This is a genomic window from Rhodococcus sp. 06-470-2, assembly GCF_002258235.1.
In the GTDB taxonomy this organism is placed as follows: domain Bacteria; phylum Actinomycetota; class Actinomycetes; order Mycobacteriales; family Mycobacteriaceae; genus Rhodococcoides.
Genome location: NZ_NOYB01000036.1, coordinates 131,097 through 150,031, shown reverse-complemented (window position 1 = coordinate 150,031; position 18,935 = coordinate 131,097). Strand labels below are relative to the sequence as shown.

Genomic DNA, 18,935 nt, shown 5'->3' with positions numbered 1-18,935 from the left:
GTCCAACGCCTCGAAAAACCGCACCTTCAACCCAGCACATGCCACGATCCCCGCAACTCCCTCAAATCGAGGGTGTTGCGGGGATCGTTAGAACCCGCCAGAGCGGAGTCGGGCCTTTTCAGCGAGTGGCTGGACTCAGAAGTCCATGCCGCCCATGCCACCGGTCGGATCGCCTGCGGGCGCTCCGGCCTTCTCGGGCTTGTCGGCGACGACGGCCTCGGTGGTGAGGAACAGAGCCGCGATGGACGCTGCGTTCTGCAGTGCCGAGCGGGTGACCTTGACCGGGTCGTTGATGCCTGCAGCGAGCAGGTCCTCGTACTCGTTGGTCGCGGCGTTGAGGCCGTGACCGGCGGGCAGGTTGGAGACCTTGTCCGCAACGACGCCGGGCTCGAGGCCTGCGTTGAATGCGATCTGCTTGAGCGGAGCGGACAGCGCGACGCGAACGATGTTCACGCCGGTTGCCTCGTCACCGTCGAGCTTGAGGTTGTCGAGTGCGGGCGCTGCCTGGAGCAGTGCCACGCCGCCACCGGCGACGATGCCTTCTTCGACGGCTGCCTTGGCGTTGCGCACGGCATCTTCGATGCGGTGCTTGCGCTCCTTGAGCTCGACCTCGGTTGCCGCTCCGGCCTTGATGACTGCAACGCCACCGGCCAGCTTGGCCAGGCGCTCCTGCAGCTTCTCGCGGTCGTAGTCGGAATCGGAGTTCTCGATCTCGGCGCGGATCTGGTTGACGCGACCGGCGATGGCGTCGGAATCTCCCGAACCCTCGACGATGGTGGTCTCGTCCTTGGTGATGACGACCTTGCGTGCCTGACCGAGCAGCTCGAGTCCGGCGGTCTCCAGGGAGAGGCCGACCTCTTCGCTGATGACCTCGCCGCCCGTGAGGATGGCGATGTCGGCGAGCTGAGCCTTGCGGCGGTCACCGAATCCGGGAGCCTTGACGGCCACGGACTTGAAGGTGCCACGGATCTTGTTCACCACGAGGGTGGAGAGAGCTTCGCCCTCGACGTCCTCGGCGATGATGACGAGCGGCTTGCCGGACTGGATGACCTTCTCCAGCAGGGGCAGCAGGTCCTTGACGGTGCTGATCTTGGAGCTGACGAGCAGGATGTACGCGTCTTCGAGGACGGCTTCCTGACGCTCTGCATCGGTGGCGAAGTACGCCGAAATGTAGCCCTTGTCGAAGCGCATGCCCTCGGTGAGCTCGAGCTGCAGGCCGAAGGTGTTGGACTCCTCGACCGTGATGACGCCTTCCTTGCCGACCTTGTCCATGGCCTCGGCGATGAGCTCGCCGATGGACGGGTCGCCTGCGGAGATGCCAGCGGTAGCAGCGATCTGCTCCTTGGTGTCGATCTCCTTGGCGGACGCGAGCAGCGACTCGGTGACGGCTGCAACAGCCTTCTCGATGCCGCGCTTGAGGCCGAGCGGGTTCGCGCCGGCTGCGACGTTGCGCAGGCCTTCACGGACGAGTGCCTGAGCGAGAACGGTAGCGGTGGTGGTGCCGTCGCCTGCGACGTCGTCGGTCTTCTTGGCGACCTCCTTGACGAGCTCGGCACCGATCTTCTCGTAGGGATCTTCGAGCTCGATCTCCTTGGCGATGGAAACACCATCGTTGGTGATCGTGGGAGCTCCCCACTTCTTCTCGAGTACGACGTTGCGACCCTTGGGGCCCAACGTCACCTTTACTGCGTCGGCGAGGGCATTGAGGCCTCGCTCGAGGCCACGGCGTGCCTCTTCGTCGAACGCGATGATCTTGGCCATTGCGAAGTGATCCTCCGGATTGGGGGTGACACATTGCTGGCCGAGCTCGGTGCCCGCGACGGACGACCAGGGGTGTCGTTGATTCCCCGGCCTCACCGTGTCCCGACCTGGCACTCACGTGTCGAGAGTGCCAACTGCATTTCTAGCACTCGACCATGGCGAGTGCAAGGTCGTCCGCCGGGAGCGAACCACCGCCACCCCCGTGCCCGACGCCACCGCGCGGCGGCTGTCGCGAGCAGATGCTCACCTTTGCACGGGCCCTTCACACACTGTTCACATCCGTGGCCATTGTTAACATTCGGCATCTTCCGCACGAACGCCGAACGCTAATATCGTTCTGGGACAGTAGTTTTCACGTCATTTCAATTCGGACATACCCCCACAAAAGCGACAGTAAGGATCGAAACATGTCCGATACGGTCGACACCTCGTACGACAATTCGGCGATGGATCACGAGGAGGAGGGCTACCACAAGGGCCTCAAACCTCGTCAGTTGCAGATGATCGCGATCGGCGGCGCAATCGGCACCGGCCTGTTCCTCGGCGCGGGCGGACGCCTCGCCAGTGCCGGCCCCGGCCTGTTTCTCGCCTACGCCCTGTGCGGCATCTTCGTCTTCTTCATCCTGCGTGCACTCGGCGAGCTGGTCCTGCATCGCCCGTCGTCGGGCAGCTTCGTGTCCTACGCGCGCGAGTTCTTCGGCGAGAAGGCTGCGTTCGTCGCGGGCTGGATGTACTTCCTCAACTGGGCGATGACGGCCATCGTCGACGTCACGGCCATCGCGACGTACATGCACTACTGGGGCAGCTTCGAGGTGATCCCGCAGTGGGTCATCGCACTGATCGCCCTCGTCATCGTCATGTCCATCAATCTCGTCTCGGTCCGCTGGTTCGGTGAGATGGAATTCTGGGCGGCGATGATCAAGGTCGTCGCGCTGGTGACCTTCCTCATCGTGGGCATCGTGTTCCTCGCCGGACGCATTCCGGTGGGCACCGAGGTGCCGGGTATCAACCTCATCACCGACAACGGCGGCTTGTTCCCGTCCGGAGCATGGCCACTGGTGATCGTGATCTCGGGTGTCGTGTTCGCCTATGCCGCAGTGGAATTGGTGGGGACGGCTGCGGGTGAGACCGAGAACCCGGAGAAGATCATGCCGCGGGCGATCAACTCGGTCATCGCTCGTATCGCACTGTTCTACGTCGGCTCGCTGGTGTTGCTGGCCGTGCTGATGCCGTACACCGCGTACCAGGCCGGGACGTCGCCGTTCGTGACGTTCTTCTCGAGCATCGGCCTGGGCGGCGCGGGCACCATCATGAACATCGTGGTGCTCACCGCCGCGTTGTCGAGCCTGAACGCCGGGCTGTACTCGACGGGCCGCATTCTGCGCTCGATGGCGATGAACGGCAGCGCGCCGGAGTTCACCAAGAAGATGACCAAGGGCGGCGTACCGTTCGGCGGCATCCTGCTCACCTGCTTCATCACGCTGTTCGGCGTCGCCCTCAACGCGATCGCCCCGGGCGAGGCCTTCGAGATCGTGCTGAACATGTCCGCGCTCGGCATCATCGCCAGCTGGGCGACCATCGTGCTGTGCCAGATACAGCTGTTCCGCTGGTCCAAGAAGGGCATCCTCGAACGGCCCAAGTTCCGGTTGTTCGGTGCGCCGTACACCAGCTACGCAACCCTGGTGTTCCTGTTCGGCGTACTGGTGCTGATGGCGTTCGACGCCCCGATCGGCAGCTGGACCATCGCCACCCTGGTGGTCATCATCCCCGCGCTGATCGGCGGCTGGTTCCTGGTGCGCACCAAGGTGCTCGCCGTCGCCGAGGAACGCCTCGGCTACACCGGTCAGTACCCGGTGGTGGCGAACCGTCCGGTCGATCCGGAGGAGTGAACCCGTGAGCGAAGGCCCCACACCGACTCGGTGTGGGGCCTTCGTCGTGTCGCGGTCAGGAAAACTTGAGCCAGCGCGATCGGCTGAACGGCGATCGGCGCGGCGGCGGTTCCGGAACTCCCGCTTTCACTGCTGCCGCCACCGCATCGCTGAGCTCGGCGCAGGTTCGGAAGCGATCCGCCGGGTCCTTCGCCAGCGCGCGTGCGACCACGGCGTCGAGGCCCCGAGGCAACGAGCGTCGACGCCGTGTCACCGACGGCGGCTCGGCCGTGAGGTGTGCAGCGGTGATGGCCAACGGCGTGGCCAGCGGATACGGCGTCCGGCCAGTTGCCAGTTCGACGAGCGTGGCCCCCAGACCGTAGACGTCGGTCTGCGCACTGAGCACTCCCCCGCGCAGCAGTTCCGGTGCCGCGTACGGGATGGATGCCATCACCGTCCCACCCGCAGCGAGCGGAGTCGCATCCCCCAGTAGGCGTGCAATTCCCCAGTCGGACAACATCACCTGCTCGTAGCCGTCGATTCGCTCGGTGGAGACGAGGATGTTGGCCGGCTTGACGTCCCGATGCACGACGCCCTGCGAGTGGGCGTAGTCGAGTCCCTTGGCCACCTCGGCGACGATGCGCGTCGCCCGGGACACGTCGAGAGCGATCTGTCCGCGGGCGACCAGCCGCGCGGCGCTGTAGCCGTCCACGTAGTGCATCGACATCCACAATTGGTGCTCGAACTCACCGTGCTCGTGCACCGACACGATGTTCGGGTGCACCAGTTGCGCGGCTACGGCGGCTTCCATCCGAAACTTGTTGCGCAACCTCGGCGATCGAGACGCGTCCCGGTCCAGGACCTTGAGGGCCTCGAGCCGATCGTGGCCGCGTCCGAGAACCAGATACACCTCGCTCATGCCCCCGACACCGAGGCGGCGCTGCACCCGAAATCCCGCGAACTCCGAACCCGGCTGCAATCGCACCGTCATGGAATCGCCTGCCGCACAGGCCTACTCGCGCCGCCGTAACCGACGGTTGACACGATCGGACACGTCCGCAGCATCGACAGAACTGTAGTCCGTTCCGGGGCTCGAGGCGACTCGGCAGTTTCGCCACCAGCGCCGATGTCGTTTATGGTGATTACCGGTACTTGACCGAAACAAGAGAAAAAGAACGGCAAACCGATAACGGTCAGCCGATTACGGTGACTCGAGTTGTAAGGAAGTCAAGTAAGTGAAAGCAGTAAAAGAAGCGTGGGGCGGCCTGCTCAAGCCCGTCTTCGTTCCCGCGTCGATCGTCATCTTCGCCATGATCGCCTTCTCGGTGATCTACGCCGGAACCGCCGCAGATGCGTTCGATCGACTCAATTCGGCCATCACAGCCGGTGTCGGGTGGTGGTACATCCTGGCGACCACCGGATTCGTGCTCTTCGCGCTGTACTGCGGCTTGAGCAAGGTCGGAAACATTCGCCTCGGTCGCGACGACGAGAAGCCCGAGTTCGGCGTCCTCTCGTGGTTCGCCATGCTGTTCAGCGCAGGCATGGGCATCGGCCTGGTGTTCTACGGCGTCGCCGAGCCGCTCTCGCACTACGTGACGCCACCCGAGGCGGGCGGCGTTCCCGGTAGCACCGACCCCGCTGCACGACAGGCGATGGAGCTCACCCTCTTCCACTGGGGCCTGCACGCCTGGGCAATCTACGTCGTGGTCGGCCTCGGACTGGCGTACATGACGTACCGCAAGGGACGCCCGCTGTCGGTACGTTGGCTGCTCGAGCCGCTTTTGGGGCGCAAGCGCATCGAGGGTGGCATCGGCCACGCGATCGACGCCGTCGCCATCGTCGGCACATTGTTCGGCGTTGCCACCTCGCTCGGATTCGGTGTGCAACAGATCTCGGCCGGCCTCGAATACCTGGGTTGGGTCGATACCAACAACTGGGTGACGGTCATCATCATCGCCGGAGTCACCGGTCTCGCGACGTTTTCCGTCGTGTCCGGCGTCTCACGAGGACTCAAGTGGCTCTCCAACATCAACATGGGGATGGCCGCAGCTCTGGCCGTCTTCGTTCTGATTGCCGGACCGAGCCTGTTTCTCATGCAGTCCTGGGTGCAGAACCTCGGCGGCTACATCCAGGCATTGCCGGAGTTGATGCTGCGCACATCACCGTTCTCCGACGACGGCTGGACCGGCGACTGGACCATCTTCTACTGGGGCTGGTGGATGAGCTGGGCACCGTTCGTCGGCATGTTCATCGCGCGTATCTCCCGCGGACGCACCATCCGCGAATTCGTGTTCGGAGTGCTGCTGGCACCGACGATCATCGGATCCCTGTGGTTCACGATCTTCGGTGATGCCGGCATCCTGCGTCAGCGTGAGAACGGCGACCTGTTGGTCGACGGTGCCGTCGACACCAACACGAGCCTGTTCCAGCTGCTCGACACGTTGCCTTTGGCGACGATCAGCAGCGTGCTGGCGATCTTCGTCATCGTGTTCTTCTTCGTGACATCCTCCGACTCCGGCTCGCTGGTCATCGACATCCTCTCCACCGGCGGCGACCTCGAACCGCCGAAGATCACCCGCGTGTACTGGTCGATTCTCGAAGGCGTGGCGGCGACGGTTCTGCTCCTCATCGGCGGAACAGGGTCGTTGACGGCGCTGCAAACGATGTCGATAGCCACGGCCGTGCCGTTCTCGATCATTCTGGTGCTCGCCTGCGTGTCGATGCTCAAGGCCTTCCGCTACGACGTCGCCACCACCCCGCGGTACGTGCGCGTGACCGCAACGCCGGAGGTCGCGGACAAGGAGCCGGACCCAGCTGGGTCGACAACGCGCAAGAGGGCGGCGGCAGGCATCTCGAGCACGTTCTCCGGCCTGACCCCGTCACGCGAGGGCCTCACGGCGCCCGCTCGCAACGGGACCGTCGTACTGGCAGTGCACGAGGTGCCCAACGAACAGCTCGAGGTTCATCCCGAAACCGGGGCGGTCGAGTACTCCGGAGACAATGCTCCGGTCGACCCACTCGGCGGCGAAGTCTTCGACACGCAGGAATTCGCCGACTCGGCCGAGGGCCAGAAGGACAGCAACCACACCGACTGACCGATCGATCCACCTCTGGCCCTCGCGACGCCGTCGCGGGGGTCAGAGGTTTTTCGAAGCCCAGTCGGTCAGAGCCTCCAACGACGGCAGCAGCGCCTCTCCGGACGTCGTCAGGCTGTAGCCGACGGAGATGGGTGGCCCGTCGTCGACGGTGCGCGTCACCAGGCCTGCCTTGCCGAGTTCGCCCAGTCGCTCCGACAACACCGAGTCACTGATGCCACCGACCGCGCGGCGAAGGTCCGAGAACCCCATCGGCCCGTTCATCAGCGTCGCGAGAAGAATTCCGTTCCATCTCTTGCCGAGGAAGCCGAAGGCTTTGGTCAGCGCCCCGTCGCAGGCACGAGGGTCGTGAGGCTGCTCGCTGGTGACCATACGTCCACCTTACCGAGGTGCTACAGTCCGCCTTGCTGCTTCTGAATTACTAGTGGCCTCGGATATGAAAGAAGGGCTCATGTTCATCGCAACCGTCGTCGTCTCGGTTCTGCTCGCCGTCGCGCTCACGTTCTCCGCCATCGGGAAACTGACGAAGAATCCCTCCGTCATCCCCATGCTCGAACAGGTCGGCGTCCCCGCCGACAAGATCCCCTGGCTCGCCTACGTCGAAATCCTCGGAGCCGTCGGCCTGCTGGTCGGATTGGCCGTCTGGCCCATCGGCGTCGCAGCCGCGGTCGGCGTCATCCTCTACTTCGTCGGAGCCGTTGCCGCCCACCTTCGCGCCAAGGACAAGGAATTCGCACCCGCCGCCGGACTGGCCGTGTTCGCGATCGTCGCGCTGGTGCTACGGGTGCTCAGCGCCTGACCAGTCGTAATCCATCTGGCTCGCGGTGGCGAGAGCATGATCCGCTCCCGCCCACCGCGCGACCAGGTGCAACGCCAGATCGAGACCGGCGCTGATACCCGCCGAGGTCGCCAGATCGCCGTGGTCGATGTATCGAACGGCCTCGTGGACGACGAGCGCAGGCCATCGAGCGGACAGTTGCTCCAGATCCTCCCAGTGCGTGGTGACCGGGCGTGTGTCGAGCAAATCCGCTGCGGCGAGCACGAACGCACCGGTGCATACCGACGCGACCAACTCCGCACCGGGCCGAGTGCGCTGCAACCACTCCAGCACTCGGCCGTTCGCCTCGAGGGCGTCGACGACACCTCCGGGAACCAGGACGACGTCGTACCCCCGCGGATCGTCGATCGTGGTGTCCACCCCGATCCTCATTCCACCCCTGGCGACGACCGGCCTGTCATCGATCCCCACGAGACTCACCTCGAAAGGTCGTGCACTCCCGGCACGGTCGGCCACTCGATTCGCCACCGAGAACACCTCGAACGGCCCGCACGCGTCGAGTACCTCGACATCGTCGAACAAGACAATTGCAACGCTTCTGCTCATACCCTGACTTTCAGCTGCTCGTGGTCGACACGATGACGGGCACCATCACCGCGGCCATCACCGCAGCGTTCACATCCGAGACGGCCTTGCGCACAGCCGCGCCTGCCCATTCCCCCTCGGCGACCTGCTTCGCCCTCTGTTTCAGCAGCTTCTTGTCCGCATCCACTATCACCTTGTGCGTCAGGTCCACCGCCGAGATCAACGAGATCAGCGCAGCCGTGTGGGGCGACGGCGTCGTCCCGTCGACGAGCGCGCCGCGTAGGGAATCTCTCAACCCCTTCTCGTGCGAGGTGTCACGAGCAGGCCACGTCGTGGTCGGGAACAGCCCCAATACCTTGGCCTTGTTCTCGGCGACGAAACCCTGGGCCACCAACCGAGCAATCAACTCCTTCGACAGATTCTTCTGCGACTTCTCGATCACCTTCTGCGGCTTCATCGGCCGCGACGCCGATGCCACGAGATCGAACACTCGACGCAGCAGGCCATCGGCGGGGGGCGCTCCTGCGACGACCACGTGATCTTTCTTCGTCTGCTCGCCGGGGCCGGTGATGCGCAACGACCCACCCATCGCGAGCTCGACCACCAGGGCACCTGCCAGCACCCGCGGTAACTTCGTGCTGTCGGCCAGCGGCTTGCCCGAGTCGTCGTCGAGCAACAGCAACAGGAGGTCCTCTGCGATCAAGGTCATGACGCGAGGCTACCCAGGATGTACGCGTAGTTGTGAGCCACCAGTTGCTCGAGAATCGCTATGTCCACATCGGCGAGCTTGTTCACGTACAGGCAACCTGCGCCTCGCTTGTGCTTGCCCAAGCGTTCGAGCAGTGAATCCGATTGCGGGGCGTACGTCGCGCCGTACACCGACAGATTCGCCTTACGTGGGGAGAACCCCACGACGAGACTCTCGCCCCGACGGCCACTGCCCGTCGTGTAACGGTAGGCACCGAAACCCACCATCGTCGGCCCCCACATCACCGCCGGCTGCCCGGTCACCCGACCCATCATCTCGGCCAGGGCGAGACCGTCCGCGCGGCGAACCGGATGTTCGACAGCGGCCAGAAAATCCTCGGCCGGTACATCGGTGGGTCGAGTCAGGTTCTCGTTCAATTGATCAGGGCCTGCCAGTTCGACGGCACCCGCTCACGCGGCCCGGGCACCGTCTGATCGAGCGGATGATGTTGCGGCGGAGCCAGTTCGGGGCCGTCGTACATCTGCTCGTCGGCATAGTTGTAGAACCAGTCCTCGCCGGACTCGTAACTGCGCACGAACTGGTGCCGGGTGGACTCCGCATGCTTACTGGCGTGCTGCGACGGTGAGGAATCGCAACACCCGATATGGCCGCACTGCGCGCACCGACGCAGATGCACCCACCACCCTTGCGTTTGCGTGCACTCCACACAGCCCGGGCCCGACGGTGGGACCTTCGGGTCGATGCCTTCGATGGTCATGTTGCCTCCTCTGTGGCCGGGTCGACGGGCAGCCGAACGATGAACCGTGTGTCGCCCGGTTCGGACACCACTCGCAGATCACCCTGGTGCTTCTTCACCACGATCCGCCACGAGATGTCCAGACCGAGACCCGTACCTTCGCCGACCGGTTTGGTGGTGAAGAACGGCTCGAAGATCCGCGACCGAATCTCCTGCGGCACACCGGGTCCGGTATCACAGATCTCGATCTGAACCTGATCCTCGTCCAACGATGTCCGCACCGTCAACACCCCCTTCTCTTTCGGGGTCGTTCCTGCAGGCTCCACTCCCGCGCCTGCCATCGCCTGCACGGCATTGTCGATCAGGTTCGTCCACACCTGGTTGAGTTCGGCTGCGTAGACCGGGATGGGCGGAACCGCGGGGTCGTAGTCCTTCACCACCCGAATCTCGTCACCGATCTTGCGGCCCAACATGATCAAAGTGCTGTCGAGCAATTCCCGCACGTCGACGGTCTGGTACGGCGCGCGGTCCATCTGCGAATACTGTTTCGCTGCACCGACGAGCGTGGAGATGCGCGTGGTCGAATCCGCGATCTCGTTCATCAACAGCTCGGTTTCGACGGTGTAGTTGAGCCACCGGATCGCACCCTCCAGCATCGTCGGATCGTCCACCGTCGCAGCAACCTTGTCGAGCCACGGCACATCCAGACCGGCCGAGACGAACGTCGGAGCCAGATCCCAACCGTCACCGATACCCTTGTCCTCGAACCATTCTCCGAGTTCGTCCTCGCGGTCCGACGCCTCCATCGCGGTCAGCTTCGGAGCCTTGGCCACCAACTCCACGGCCTCGTTCTGCAGTCCGACCAGATGCGCCATGCTGCCGCGATCGAGAGTGCCGCCGGCGATCATCGCCAACTTCTGCCGCATGTGCGCCACCCGATTCCGCAACGCCGACGTCGCCCGCACCGCAGCAGCTGCCGGATTGTTCAGCTCGTGCGTCAACCCGGCAGACAGAGAACCCAACGCCAACAGGCGTTCTCGTTGTTCCACTATCTGCTTGGTGTTCTGATTGCCGAAGAACAGACCCTCGAGCAGGTGCAGCGCCATCGGGAACCATTCCCGCACGATGGACGCGAAGCACTCGGCGTCGAGCACGAAGAACCGCGAGCGCTCGGTCACCCGCATCGAACCCTGGTACGTCTGCGGCACCCGATCACCCAGGTACGCCTGCCAGGCACCCGCGTACACCCCCCGCTGGGAGGTCCGGTTGACCACCAGATCCTCCCCGCCCGAGAGCTTGGAGAGCACGACGGCACCGTCCATCAACACGTAGAAACACGTCGCCGGATCGCCCTCCGCGTACACCGGCCCGGGTTCGATCGTTTCGATGCGTCCGTCCCGACACAACTCCGCCAGCTGCGAGTCGGAGAGATGCTCGAACAAGAACAGAGTCCGCAACTCCTCCGGATCACACGCAAGCCCACTCTGGTCACTCCGCGGGCTCCGCTCCTGCGCGCTCACGGGTTCGCCAGATATCTGTGCACCAACATCACGGCCATTGCTCCCTCTCCCACTGCCGACGCGACGCGTTTGGCCGAGTCGGATCGAACGTCACCGGCTGCGAAGACGCCGGGCACACTCGTCTCGAGGTGATGCGGCAGGCGAGTCGGCGTCCACCCGGCAGGTCCACGTCCATCGGTGACGAGATCCGGCCCGGTGACCACGAATCCATGGTCGTCCCGCACCAGTACCCCGTCGAGCCACTCGGTGCGCGGCGCCGCCCCGATGAACAGGAACAGATACTGCGCGTCGACGGTCGTCGTCTCGTCGGTTGCCCGGTTCCGCAGCGTGATCGACTCGAGGTGACCGTCGCCCGACACGCCCGCGACCTCGGTGCACGGCCGAACGCTGATCTTCGGATTCTCTTCGATCTGTTTGATGAGGTAGTACGACATCGACGCTTCGAGGGAAGACGCTCTGATCAGAATGGTCACCGACTTGGCCCCGCGCGAGAGATACACCGCCGCCTGCCCGGCCGAGTTCGCGCCGCCGACGATGTAGACGTCCTGCTCCGCACAGCGCGCCGCCTCGGTCATCGCCGATCCATAGAACACGCCGCGTCCGGTGAAGTCGTCGATTCCCGGTGCGTCCAGCCTGCGATAGGCGACGCCGGTGGACAGGATGATCGTCTGTGCGCTGATGCTGCGGCCGTCGGCGAACCGTACGGTGCGCGCGGCACCGTTGGTCTCCAGGCCGACGACGTCCTTGGTGGTGACCACCTCGGCACCGAACTTGAGCGCCTGCCGCCGTGCCCGCTCGGCCAGCTGTGCACCCGACACCCCGTCGGGAAAGCCCAGGTAGTTCTCGATGCGCGAACTCTGACCGGCCTGGCCGCCGGTTGCGGTCCGCTCGATCAGGGTCGTCCGCAGACCCTCCGACGCACCGTAGAGCGCAGCTCCCAGTCCCGCCGGTCCGCCGCCGATGACGACCAGGTCGTAGAACTCCTCGGACGGCGACACCGTCAACCCGAGCCGATTGCCGAGTTCGGCATCGGACGGTTCGATCAGCGCATCGCCCTCGGTGGTGATGACCACCGGCAACCGGCTGTCGTCCACGCCCGCGGCCGCCAGCAGCCGGGCACCCTCGGACTCGTCGGACATGTACCAGCGATACGGCAGCTGATTGCGAGCGAGGAACTCGCGGATCTCCGACGAGCGCGCGGACCAACGGTGGCCGATGATCTTGGTGTCCTCGACGGCCCGATGGTCGTAGGCACACCAGGCCTCGAGTTGAGCGTCGAGCACGGGATAGAGCTTCTCCTCGGGGGGATCCCACGGCTTGAGCAGGTAGTAGTCGAGGTCGATGACGTTGATCGCGTCGATCGCGGCGTCGGTGTCCGCGTACGCGGTCAGAAGGATGCGCCTGGCCGTCGGGAAGATGTCCATGGCCTGCTCGAGAAATTCCATGCCGCTCATCTGCGGCATCCGATAGTCGGCCAACAGTATGGCGACCGGGGTGCCGCGCAGCGCGAGTTCCTTCAGCGCGTCGAGCGCCCCGGAACCGGACTCCGCACGCACGATGCGGTACTGCTCGCCGTAGCGGCGGCGCAGGTCGCGGGCGACCGAACGTGAAACCCCTGGATCGTCGTCGACGCTGAGAATGACCGGTTTCATGACCCTCCAGAACTGGTGCTCACCAACGACATGAGCATGCCACCGCGTCGCCCCGAATGGGAGGCAAGCAGTCCTGGAATCAGTGGGGTCAGATTCGGCCGCGCCTGATCAGATCGAGCTCCTGCGGGGTGAGGAGTCGTTCGAGCTTCTCGGCGGGCCAGGTGCGTGGGCTGCCGCTCATCCTGGCGGTCTTCAACAGCGGGAGATCTCTGCTGGTACGACGCATTATCGACTGTAATTTCACGGTGGATCACTCCGAACAATTTCTTCGTTGGTCCCGACACTCCGCTTGCTACATCGATCAGTGTCCGCCCGGTGTTAACGCCTCGGTGGGATCTCGTGCGGCGTTTCGCAGCTCGAGACAGTTTCCTCGGTCCTCGCTCGGGGTAAACGAGAGCCCCAATCTACTGATCGGGGAACGATAGTGAACACGTCGGGAAATGTGGCCAGTTCCGTACAGAACAACCGAGCATTCGAGAAAGCAGCGCGAGCCGGCCACTTCGTCAGCGGAGTGCTGCACATTCTGATCGGATACATCGCGGTTCGGTTGGCATTCGGCCAGGCAGGTAATGCAGACCAGTCCGGTGCACTCGCCGAATTGGCCGACAAGCCCGGCGGGAGGATTGCGCTCTGGGTGGCGGTGGTCGCATTCGTGGCGCTGGCGCTGTGGCGCATCGTCGAAGCGATCGTCGGCAAGAAGTCCGACGCCGACGCAGGCAGTGCGATGGACCGTCTCAAGGCTGCCGCGCTGGCCGTCGTCTACATCGCGTTCGCTTTCTCGACCTACGGCTTCGCTACCGGCTCGGGCAAGTCGAGCGGGCAGCAGAACGCCGGCTGGTCGGCGCGATTGATGGAATCCGGCGGCGGCAAGCTCGTGCTCATTGCTGTCGCGCTGGTCGTCATCGGCGTCGGCGGATACCACGTCTACAAGGGCGTTTCGAAGAACTTCCTCGACGATCTCGAAGGCCACCAGAGCGGGGCCGTCGTCAAACTCGGCATCGCCGGATACGCCGCGAAGGGCACTGCCCTCGTCGGAGCCGGACTCCTCGTCGTGGTGGCCGTTGTGCAGTCCGATCCGTCGAAGGCCACCGGCATCGACGGTGCCCTCAAGACCCTCGGCTCACAGCCCTACGGTCAGGTTCTGCTGATCCTCGCCGGAGTGGGCATCGCGCTCTACGGGCTCTATGCCTTCGTACTGGCTCGGTTCGCTCGCATGTGAGCGGGAGTGGTGCCTGCGGAACGACCCCAGGTGAGCGGGAGTGGAGCCTGCGGAACGACCCCAGGTGAGCGGTACTTCGTAGTGGGCTACGAATTTCTGCTCACCTACGTGGTCGATTGTGTCCGTTGACACATAGGATGCGCACGATTGAGTGTGACATTCAGTTGCATCTACTCACTACCAGGAGGCCCACGTTGAGCAAGACTCTCGAAGCCACGATCGACATCGCCGCGAGCCCCGAGACCGTATGGTCCATCGTCTCGGACCTGCAGCGCATGGGTGAGTGGAGCCCGCAGTGCAAGATGATGAAGGTCTTCGGCGGACCGGTCGGCAAGGGCACCAAGACGCTCAACGTCAATCGCAAGGGGATGCTCGTCTGGCCCACGACCTCCAAGGTCGTCACCTTCGAGCCCAACCGTGAACTCGCGTTCCGCGTCGTCGAGAACAAGACGATCTGGTCCTACACCCTCACACCGACTGCGACCGGAACGACCGTGGTCGAGAAGCGGGAGGCACCCAGCGGCACGTCGGCGGTGTCGTCGTTGCTGGTCAAGCGTGTCCTCGGCGGCATCGACGAGTTCGACGTCGAACTGGTCGAGGGTATGAACAGCACCCTGCGCCGCATCAAAGTCGAGAGCGAGAAGCTGGGAAAAAAATAATTCTTCTCAGGAAGGTTTCAGGTTTGTTTCCCTCGGGCATCCGACGTTTCGACAAGCAAACGACACGAACGGAAAGTGGGGGCAACACATGTTGGGTCTCGGATTCATCGGCTGGATCATCATCGGCGGACTCGCAGGGTGGATCGGCAGCAAGATCATGAAGACGGATGCTCAGATGGGCATCATCCTGAACATCGTCGTCGGCGTCATCGGTGGCCTCATCGGCGGATACCTGCTGAAGGTATTCGGCGTCGACGTCGAAGGTGGCGGACTGATCTTCAGCTTCATCACCTGCATCCTGGGCGCAGTCATCCTGCTGTTCCTGGTCAAGCTCGTGACAGGTCGCAGCCGCGTCTGATCGACTCGCAGCTCCCGACTGCCGGGGCACCTCACGTACGCTGTGAGGGCCTCGGCAGTCGTGCTTTCACGCCTCGATTGCTTCCGGCATCACGACCTGCCGACACCCTGTCCGACGAAAAGTTAGAGGAGACCGTGGCACGCCGTCCCGCCCCGATTGGTCAACCGCCCCGCACCGGAGCGGCTCACATCGTCGACCTGGTCCGTGAAACGGTTCCACCGCTCCACCCCGCAGGCCTGCCGTTCGTCGGTGGTCCGCTCGCCGTCGCCGTTCTCGGCCGCCGATCCAAGTGGGTTCGCAACGCCGGCCTCGTCGCCGCCGGAGCCTGCGCCACCTTCTTCCGCCACCCGTCGCGGGTGCCACCGAACCGCCCCGGCGTCGTCGTCGCTCCCGCCGACGGCCTGGTCACCCTCGTCGACACCGCCGTCCCGCCCGCCGAGCTCGACCTGGGCTCGCAGCCGGTTCCGCGCGTGAGCATCTTCCTCTCGGTCCTCGACGTGCACGTCCAGCGCGTTCCCGTCGCCGGTCGAGTGGTGGAGGTCGTGCATCGCCGAGGCCAGTTCAAGTCCGCAGACCTTGCCGAGGCCAGCGAGGTCAACGAGCGCAACAGCATGCACATCAGGACCGACTCCGGTCAGGACGTCGCCGTCGTGCAGATCGCCGGTCTCATTGCTCGACGCATCATCAACAACGCCAAGGTGGGCGACGCCCTGTCGATCGGCGACACGTACGGCCTGATCCGATTCGGTTCCCGCGTCGACACCTACTTCCCCGCGGGCACCACACTGCTGGTCGAACGCGGTCAACGCGCCGTCGGCGCCGAGACGGTCCTCGCCGAGCTTCCACAGTAGAAACCGACATGATCACCAGACGCGCCAAGCCGCCTGCTGCCATCCGTCTGCTCCCATCCGTCGTCACGATTCTCGCGCTGTGCTCGGGCCTGTCCGCGGTCAAGTTCGCCCTCGACGGGCAGCTCGGCACTGCGCTCGCCATGATCGGTGCCGCTGCGATACTCGACGCGTTGGACGGCCGCATCGCTCGACTGCTCGACGCCACCAGCAAGATCGGTGCCGAACTGGACTCGCTGTCCGACGCCATCTCGTTCGGTGTGGCCCCGGCTCTGGTGCTGTACGTGACACTGCTCGAGGGCAGCAGCGGCGGCTGGATCGTCGCACTGGTCTACGCCGTGAGCATCGTGCTCCGCCTCGCGCGCTTCAACACTCTGCTCGACGAGGACGACACGCCTGCCTACGCCCGCGAGTACTTCACCGGAGTTCCCGCTCCCGCCGGAGCGCTCATCGCCATGGCACCGATCGCGGGCTTCGAGCAATTCGGCGACGGCTGGTGGGCCTCGTTCTACGTCGTCGCCGGGTGGTCGATCCTCACCGCCGGTCTGATCGTCAGCCGCATCCCCACGTTGGCGCTCAAGACGGTCTCGGTGCCGCCGCGGCTCGCCGCGATCCTGCTGGTGCTCGTCGCGCTGCTCGCCGCCGCGCTCATCACCTTCCCGCTGATCCTGCTGATGGGCTTGGTGCTGGCCTACCTGGTGCACATCCCGTTCGCGGTGCGCTCGCAACGCTGGACTGCCGCGCGCCCGTACACCTGGGACGCCAAGCCGGCCGAGCGCCGCGCAGAGCGTCGGGCCATCCGACGCGCACCGGGCAACAATCGCCGGTCGCAGGCTCGTCTGGGACTGCGTCGACCTCGCAGCTAGTGTCTCGCCGCTACTGCAGGGAGTGGAGCCTGCGGAACGACCCCAGTAGGTTGGGTGTGTGACCGAATCTCGCTCGACGACGCCTGAGCTCGTTCTCACCGCCCGCCTCAACACCTCGGCCGCCGATGCCCGACGCGGCGTCGTGCGCCTGCATCCGGAAGTTCTCGCGGCGCTGGGCCTGCGAGAGTGGGATGCCGTGTCGCTCATCGGTTCTCGTCGCACGGCCGCCGTCGTCGCGGCGGCACCCGACGGATCACCCCAGGGCACCGCACTTCTGGACGACGTCACGCTCTCCAACACCGGCCTTCGCGAAAATGCTTCTGTCGCAGTCGGACCCGTCACCGTCTACGGAGCCAGAACCGTCACGGTGACAGGCTCCGCGCTCGCCACCGGTTCCATCTCCGACGCCACCCTGCGCCAAGCGTTGCTGGGCAAGGTGCTGACGGTGGGCGACACGGTCTCGCTCCTCCCCCGCGATCTCGGACCCGGCACCTCGACCACATCGGCGACGCAGGCGCTGTCGAGAACGTTCGGGGTTGCGTGGACGACCGAGCTGTTGACGGTCTCGGCCGTCGACCCGTCGGGTGGGCCGGTGAGTGTGCAGCCCAATTCGGCGGTCGGGTGGGGCTCGGGCACCGTCACCGCTGCACAGCCGCAGGCCGCGTCGCGTCCCGCGCCGAAGTCCGCAGCACCACCGGTGAGCGCGGCGGATCTGGTGGGAGTGAGCGTCCAACAGTCGAAACTCACCGAGTGGCTACGGCTGGCGTTGGACGAGTCGGAGTTGTTGGCGACGCTGGGCGCATCGCCGCATCTGGGAGTGTTGATCACCGGACCGGGCGGGGTCGGTAAGGCGACGTTGGCGCGCGCGGTCATCGGAGAACGCGCATGCGTCGTGCTGGACGGACCGTCGATCGGCGCGCTCGAGGCCTCGGCTCGGGTGGATCGGGTCACCGCGGCGGTCGACGAACTCGCCGGCTCCGGGGTTCTGCTGATCACCGACGTCGACGCGTTGCTGCCCTCCGTTCCCGAGCCTGCGTCCACGTTCGTCCTGGACGTATTGCGCCGGGCCGTCGACACTCCCGGTCTTGCCCTGATCGCGACGACGGCTCATCCGGAGGCAACAGATCCCCGGCTGCGCGGTCAGGACCTGTGCGATCGGGAGCTCACCATCACCCTGCCCGACGCGTCGGGCCGCAAGGGATTGTTGGAGCATCTGCTGCGCAAGGTTCCGCAGGGCGACGTCGATCTGACCGAGATAGCTTCACGGACACCGGGTTTCGTGGTCGCCGATCTGGCCGCACTGACGCGGGAGGCGGCACTGCGGGCGGCGGCTCGCGCATCGAACGATTCGGCCGCGGCCTCGTTGACGCAGGACGATCTGGTGGGCGCTCTTCAGGTGATCCGTCCACTCTCGCGATCGGGTAGCGAAGAACTGGCCATCGGCAGTCTCACGCTCGACGACGTCGGCGACATGGTGGAGACCAAGCAGGCACTCACCGAGGCGGTGCTGTGGCCGCTGCGTCATCCGGATTCGTTCGCGCGCTTGGGAATCGAGCCGCCGCGCGGAGTTCTACTGTATGGCCCGCCCGGCTGCGGCAAGACGTTCCTCGTGCGGGCGCTGGCCAGTTCCGGGCAGCTCAGCGTGCACTCGGTCAAGGGCGCGGAACTGATGGACAAGTGGGTGGGATCCTCGGAAAAGGCTGTGCGAGAACTGTTTCAGCGTGCACGCGATTCCGCTCCCTCGCTGATCTTCCTGGACGAGGTGGACGCGCTCGTCCCCCGACGCGGCCAGAGCTCGGATTCCGGCGTCGGCGACCGGGTGGTCGCGGCGCTGCTGACCGAGCTCGACGGCGTCGAACCGTTGCGCGACGTCGTCGTGCTCGGGGCGACCAACCGACCCGATCTGATCGATCCCGCCCTGTTGCGCCCCGGCCGCCTCGAGCGCCTGGTGTTCGTGCCGCCGCCGGATTCCGATGCCCGCGTTGAGATCCTGAAGGCGTCGGGCAAATCGATCCCGCTCGCCGAGGACGTGGATCTGGAGTCGCTGGCGCGCGATCTCGACGGCTACTCCGCGGCCGACTGCGCGGCCTTGCTGCGTGAGGCCGCGTTGACGGCGATGCGTCGGTCGATGGATGCGGCCGACGTCACCGCCGCCGATGTCGCCGCCGCTCGGGCGACGGTGAAGCCGTCACTCGATCCCGAGCAGGTGGCGCATCTGCGGGCCTACGGGTCGTGAACGGAAACTCGTAGCAGGCTACGAAGTTCTGCTCACCTGCGGCGA

19 protein-coding genes are annotated in these 18,935 nt (G+C 65.0%); 9 read left to right on the top strand and 10 right to left on the bottom strand.

What is annotated here, in order from left to right; genetic code table 11:
* Positions 1-135: 135 nt before the first annotated feature.
* On the bottom strand, positions 136-1,761 hold the full coding sequence (gene groL, locus CH276_RS19980) for a chaperonin GroEL (RefSeq protein ID WP_008713461.1): 1,626 nt from the start codon (positions 1,759-1,761) through the stop codon (positions 136-138).
* Positions 1,762-2,168: 407 nt separating this feature from the next.
* On the opposite strand from groL, the gene CH276_RS19975 reads away from it, so the two are divergent.
* A complete protein-coding gene (locus CH276_RS19975; RefSeq protein ID WP_032393792.1) occupies positions 2,169-3,650 on the top strand; it encodes an amino acid permease in 1,482 nt (493 codons plus the stop codon).
* A gap of 55 nt (positions 3,651-3,705) precedes the next feature.
* Here CH276_RS19975 and CH276_RS19970 read toward each other — a convergent pair whose 3' ends face one another.
* Complete coding sequence (locus CH276_RS19970) at positions 3,706-4,620, bottom strand: serine/threonine-protein kinase (RefSeq protein ID WP_094630889.1); 915 nt, start codon at positions 4,618-4,620, stop codon at positions 3,706-3,708.
* A gap of 244 nt (positions 4,621-4,864) precedes the next feature.
* Between CH276_RS19970 and CH276_RS19965 the strand changes: the two genes are divergently transcribed.
* Positions 4,865-6,724 (top strand): BCCT family transporter, encoded by a 1,860-nt coding sequence (locus CH276_RS19965; protein WP_176459346.1) that lies wholly within the window; start codon positions 4,865-4,867, stop codon positions 6,722-6,724.
* A gap of 42 nt (positions 6,725-6,766) precedes the next feature.
* Here CH276_RS19965 and CH276_RS19960 read toward each other — a convergent pair whose 3' ends face one another.
* Positions 6,767-7,096, bottom strand: coding sequence for a winged helix-turn-helix transcriptional regulator (locus tag CH276_RS19960; protein WP_032393789.1), 330 nt, complete (start codon positions 7,094-7,096; stop codon positions 6,767-6,769).
* 79 nt (positions 7,097-7,175) lie between these two features.
* On the opposite strand from CH276_RS19960, the gene CH276_RS19955 reads away from it, so the two are divergent.
* Positions 7,176-7,523, top strand: coding sequence for a DoxX family protein (locus CH276_RS19955; protein ID WP_045198769.1), 348 nt, complete (start codon positions 7,176-7,178; stop codon positions 7,521-7,523).
* Here the strand turns inward: CH276_RS19955 and CH276_RS19950 are convergent.
* The 7 genes from CH276_RS19950 to CH276_RS28760 form a co-directional block, all read right to left on the bottom strand.
* Positions 7,503-8,108: a DJ-1/PfpI family protein gene (locus CH276_RS19950; protein WP_094630891.1), complete on the bottom strand. Its 606-nt coding sequence runs from the start codon at positions 8,106-8,108 to the stop codon at positions 7,503-7,505. The two genes, CH276_RS19955 and CH276_RS19950, sit on opposite strands and share 21 nt — an antisense overlap.
* Before the next feature lie 10 nt (positions 8,109-8,118).
* A complete protein-coding gene (locus CH276_RS19945; protein WP_032393786.1) occupies positions 8,119-8,796 on the bottom strand; it encodes a GOLPH3/VPS74 family protein in 678 nt (225 codons plus the stop codon).
* Entirely contained in the window at positions 8,793-9,212 is a 420-nt protein-coding gene (locus CH276_RS19940) for a DUF1801 domain-containing protein (protein WP_094630892.1), read from the bottom strand. Before CH276_RS19940 ends, CH276_RS19945 begins: the two co-directional genes overlap by 4 nt.
* A complete protein-coding gene (locus tag CH276_RS19935; protein WP_094630894.1) occupies positions 9,209-9,553 on the bottom strand; it encodes a UBP-type zinc finger domain-containing protein in 345 nt (114 codons plus the stop codon). Before CH276_RS19935 ends, CH276_RS19940 begins: the two co-directional genes overlap by 4 nt.
* A complete protein-coding gene (locus CH276_RS19930) occupies positions 9,550-11,052 on the bottom strand; it encodes an ATP-binding protein (protein ID WP_094630895.1) in 1,503 nt (500 codons plus the stop codon). The genes CH276_RS19935 and CH276_RS19930 overlap by 4 nt, the downstream gene beginning before the upstream one ends.
* On the bottom strand, positions 11,049-12,704 hold the full coding sequence (locus tag CH276_RS19925; protein ID WP_094630897.1) for an FAD-dependent oxidoreductase: 1,656 nt from the start codon (positions 12,702-12,704) through the stop codon (positions 11,049-11,051). The genes CH276_RS19930 and CH276_RS19925 overlap by 4 nt, the downstream gene beginning before the upstream one ends.
* Before the next feature lie 88 nt (positions 12,705-12,792).
* On the bottom strand, positions 12,793-12,930 hold the full coding sequence (locus CH276_RS28760) for a hypothetical protein (RefSeq protein ID WP_176460599.1): 138 nt from the start codon (positions 12,928-12,930) through the stop codon (positions 12,793-12,795).
* 198 nt (positions 12,931-13,128) lie between these two features.
* Between CH276_RS28760 and CH276_RS19920 the strand changes: the two genes are divergently transcribed.
* The 6 genes from CH276_RS19920 to CH276_RS19895 all read left to right on the top strand — a co-directional run bounded on the left by CH276_RS19920 (position 13,129) and on the right by CH276_RS19895 (position 18,890).
* Positions 13,129-13,923 (top strand): DUF1206 domain-containing protein, encoded by a 795-nt coding sequence (locus CH276_RS19920; RefSeq protein ID WP_441344228.1) that lies wholly within the window; start codon positions 13,129-13,131, stop codon positions 13,921-13,923.
* 194 nt (positions 13,924-14,117) lie between these two features.
* The gene (locus CH276_RS19915; protein WP_094631000.1) at positions 14,118-14,582 is read left to right on the top strand and encodes an SRPBCC family protein; all 465 of its coding nucleotides are present in this window, start codon (positions 14,118-14,120) and stop codon (positions 14,580-14,582) included.
* 88 nt (positions 14,583-14,670) lie between these two features.
* A complete protein-coding gene (locus CH276_RS19910; protein WP_045198755.1) occupies positions 14,671-14,940 on the top strand; it encodes a GlsB/YeaQ/YmgE family stress response membrane protein in 270 nt (89 codons plus the stop codon).
* 134 nt (positions 14,941-15,074) lie between these two features.
* A complete protein-coding gene (locus CH276_RS19905) occupies positions 15,075-15,791 on the top strand; it encodes a phosphatidylserine decarboxylase (RefSeq protein WP_094630900.1) in 717 nt (238 codons plus the stop codon).
* A gap of 8 nt (positions 15,792-15,799) precedes the next feature.
* Positions 15,800-16,654, top strand: a complete 855-nt coding sequence (locus CH276_RS19900) for a CDP-alcohol phosphatidyltransferase family protein (protein WP_032394133.1) — start codon at positions 15,800-15,802, stop codon at positions 16,652-16,654.
* Positions 16,655-16,712: 58 nt separating this feature from the next.
* Positions 16,713-18,890: an AAA family ATPase gene (locus tag CH276_RS19895; RefSeq protein ID WP_094630902.1), complete on the top strand. Its 2,178-nt coding sequence runs from the start codon at positions 16,713-16,715 to the stop codon at positions 18,888-18,890.
* Positions 18,891-18,935 lie beyond the last annotated feature (45 nt).

Coding starts and splice junctions, on each gene's coding strand:
- groL (WP_008713461.1), bottom strand. CDS start 1,761: ATGGCCAAGATCATCGCGTTCGACGAAGAGGCACGCCGTGGCCTCGAG.
- CH276_RS19975 (WP_032393792.1), top strand. CDS start 2,169: ATGTCCGATACGGTCGACACCTCGTACGACAATTCGGCGATGGATCAC.
- CH276_RS19970 (WP_094630889.1), bottom strand. CDS start 4,620: ATGACGGTGCGATTGCAGCCGGGTTCGGAGTTCGCGGGATTTCGGGTG.
- CH276_RS19960 (WP_032393789.1), bottom strand. CDS start 7,096: ATGGTCACCAGCGAGCAGCCTCACGACCCTCGTGCCTGCGACGGGGCG.
- CH276_RS19955 (WP_045198769.1), top strand. CDS start 7,176: ATGTTCATCGCAACCGTCGTCGTCTCGGTTCTGCTCGCCGTCGCGCTC.
- CH276_RS19950 (WP_094630891.1), bottom strand. CDS start 8,108: ATGAGCAGAAGCGTTGCAATTGTCTTGTTCGACGATGTCGAGGTACTC.
- CH276_RS19945 (WP_032393786.1), bottom strand. CDS start 8,796: ATGACCTTGATCGCAGAGGACCTCCTGTTGCTGTTGCTCGACGACGAC.
- CH276_RS19935 (WP_094630894.1), bottom strand. CDS start 9,553: ATGACCATCGAAGGCATCGACCCGAAGGTCCCACCGTCGGGCCCGGGC.
- CH276_RS19925 (WP_094630897.1), bottom strand. CDS start 12,704: ATGAAACCGGTCATTCTCAGCGTCGACGACGATCCAGGGGTTTCACGT.
- CH276_RS28760 (WP_176460599.1), bottom strand. CDS start 12,930: ATGCGTCGTACCAGCAGAGATCTCCCGCTGTTGAAGACCGCCAGGATG.
- CH276_RS19910 (WP_045198755.1), top strand. CDS start 14,671: ATGTTGGGTCTCGGATTCATCGGCTGGATCATCATCGGCGGACTCGCA.
- CH276_RS19900 (WP_032394133.1), top strand. CDS start 15,800: ATGATCACCAGACGCGCCAAGCCGCCTGCTGCCATCCGTCTGCTCCCA.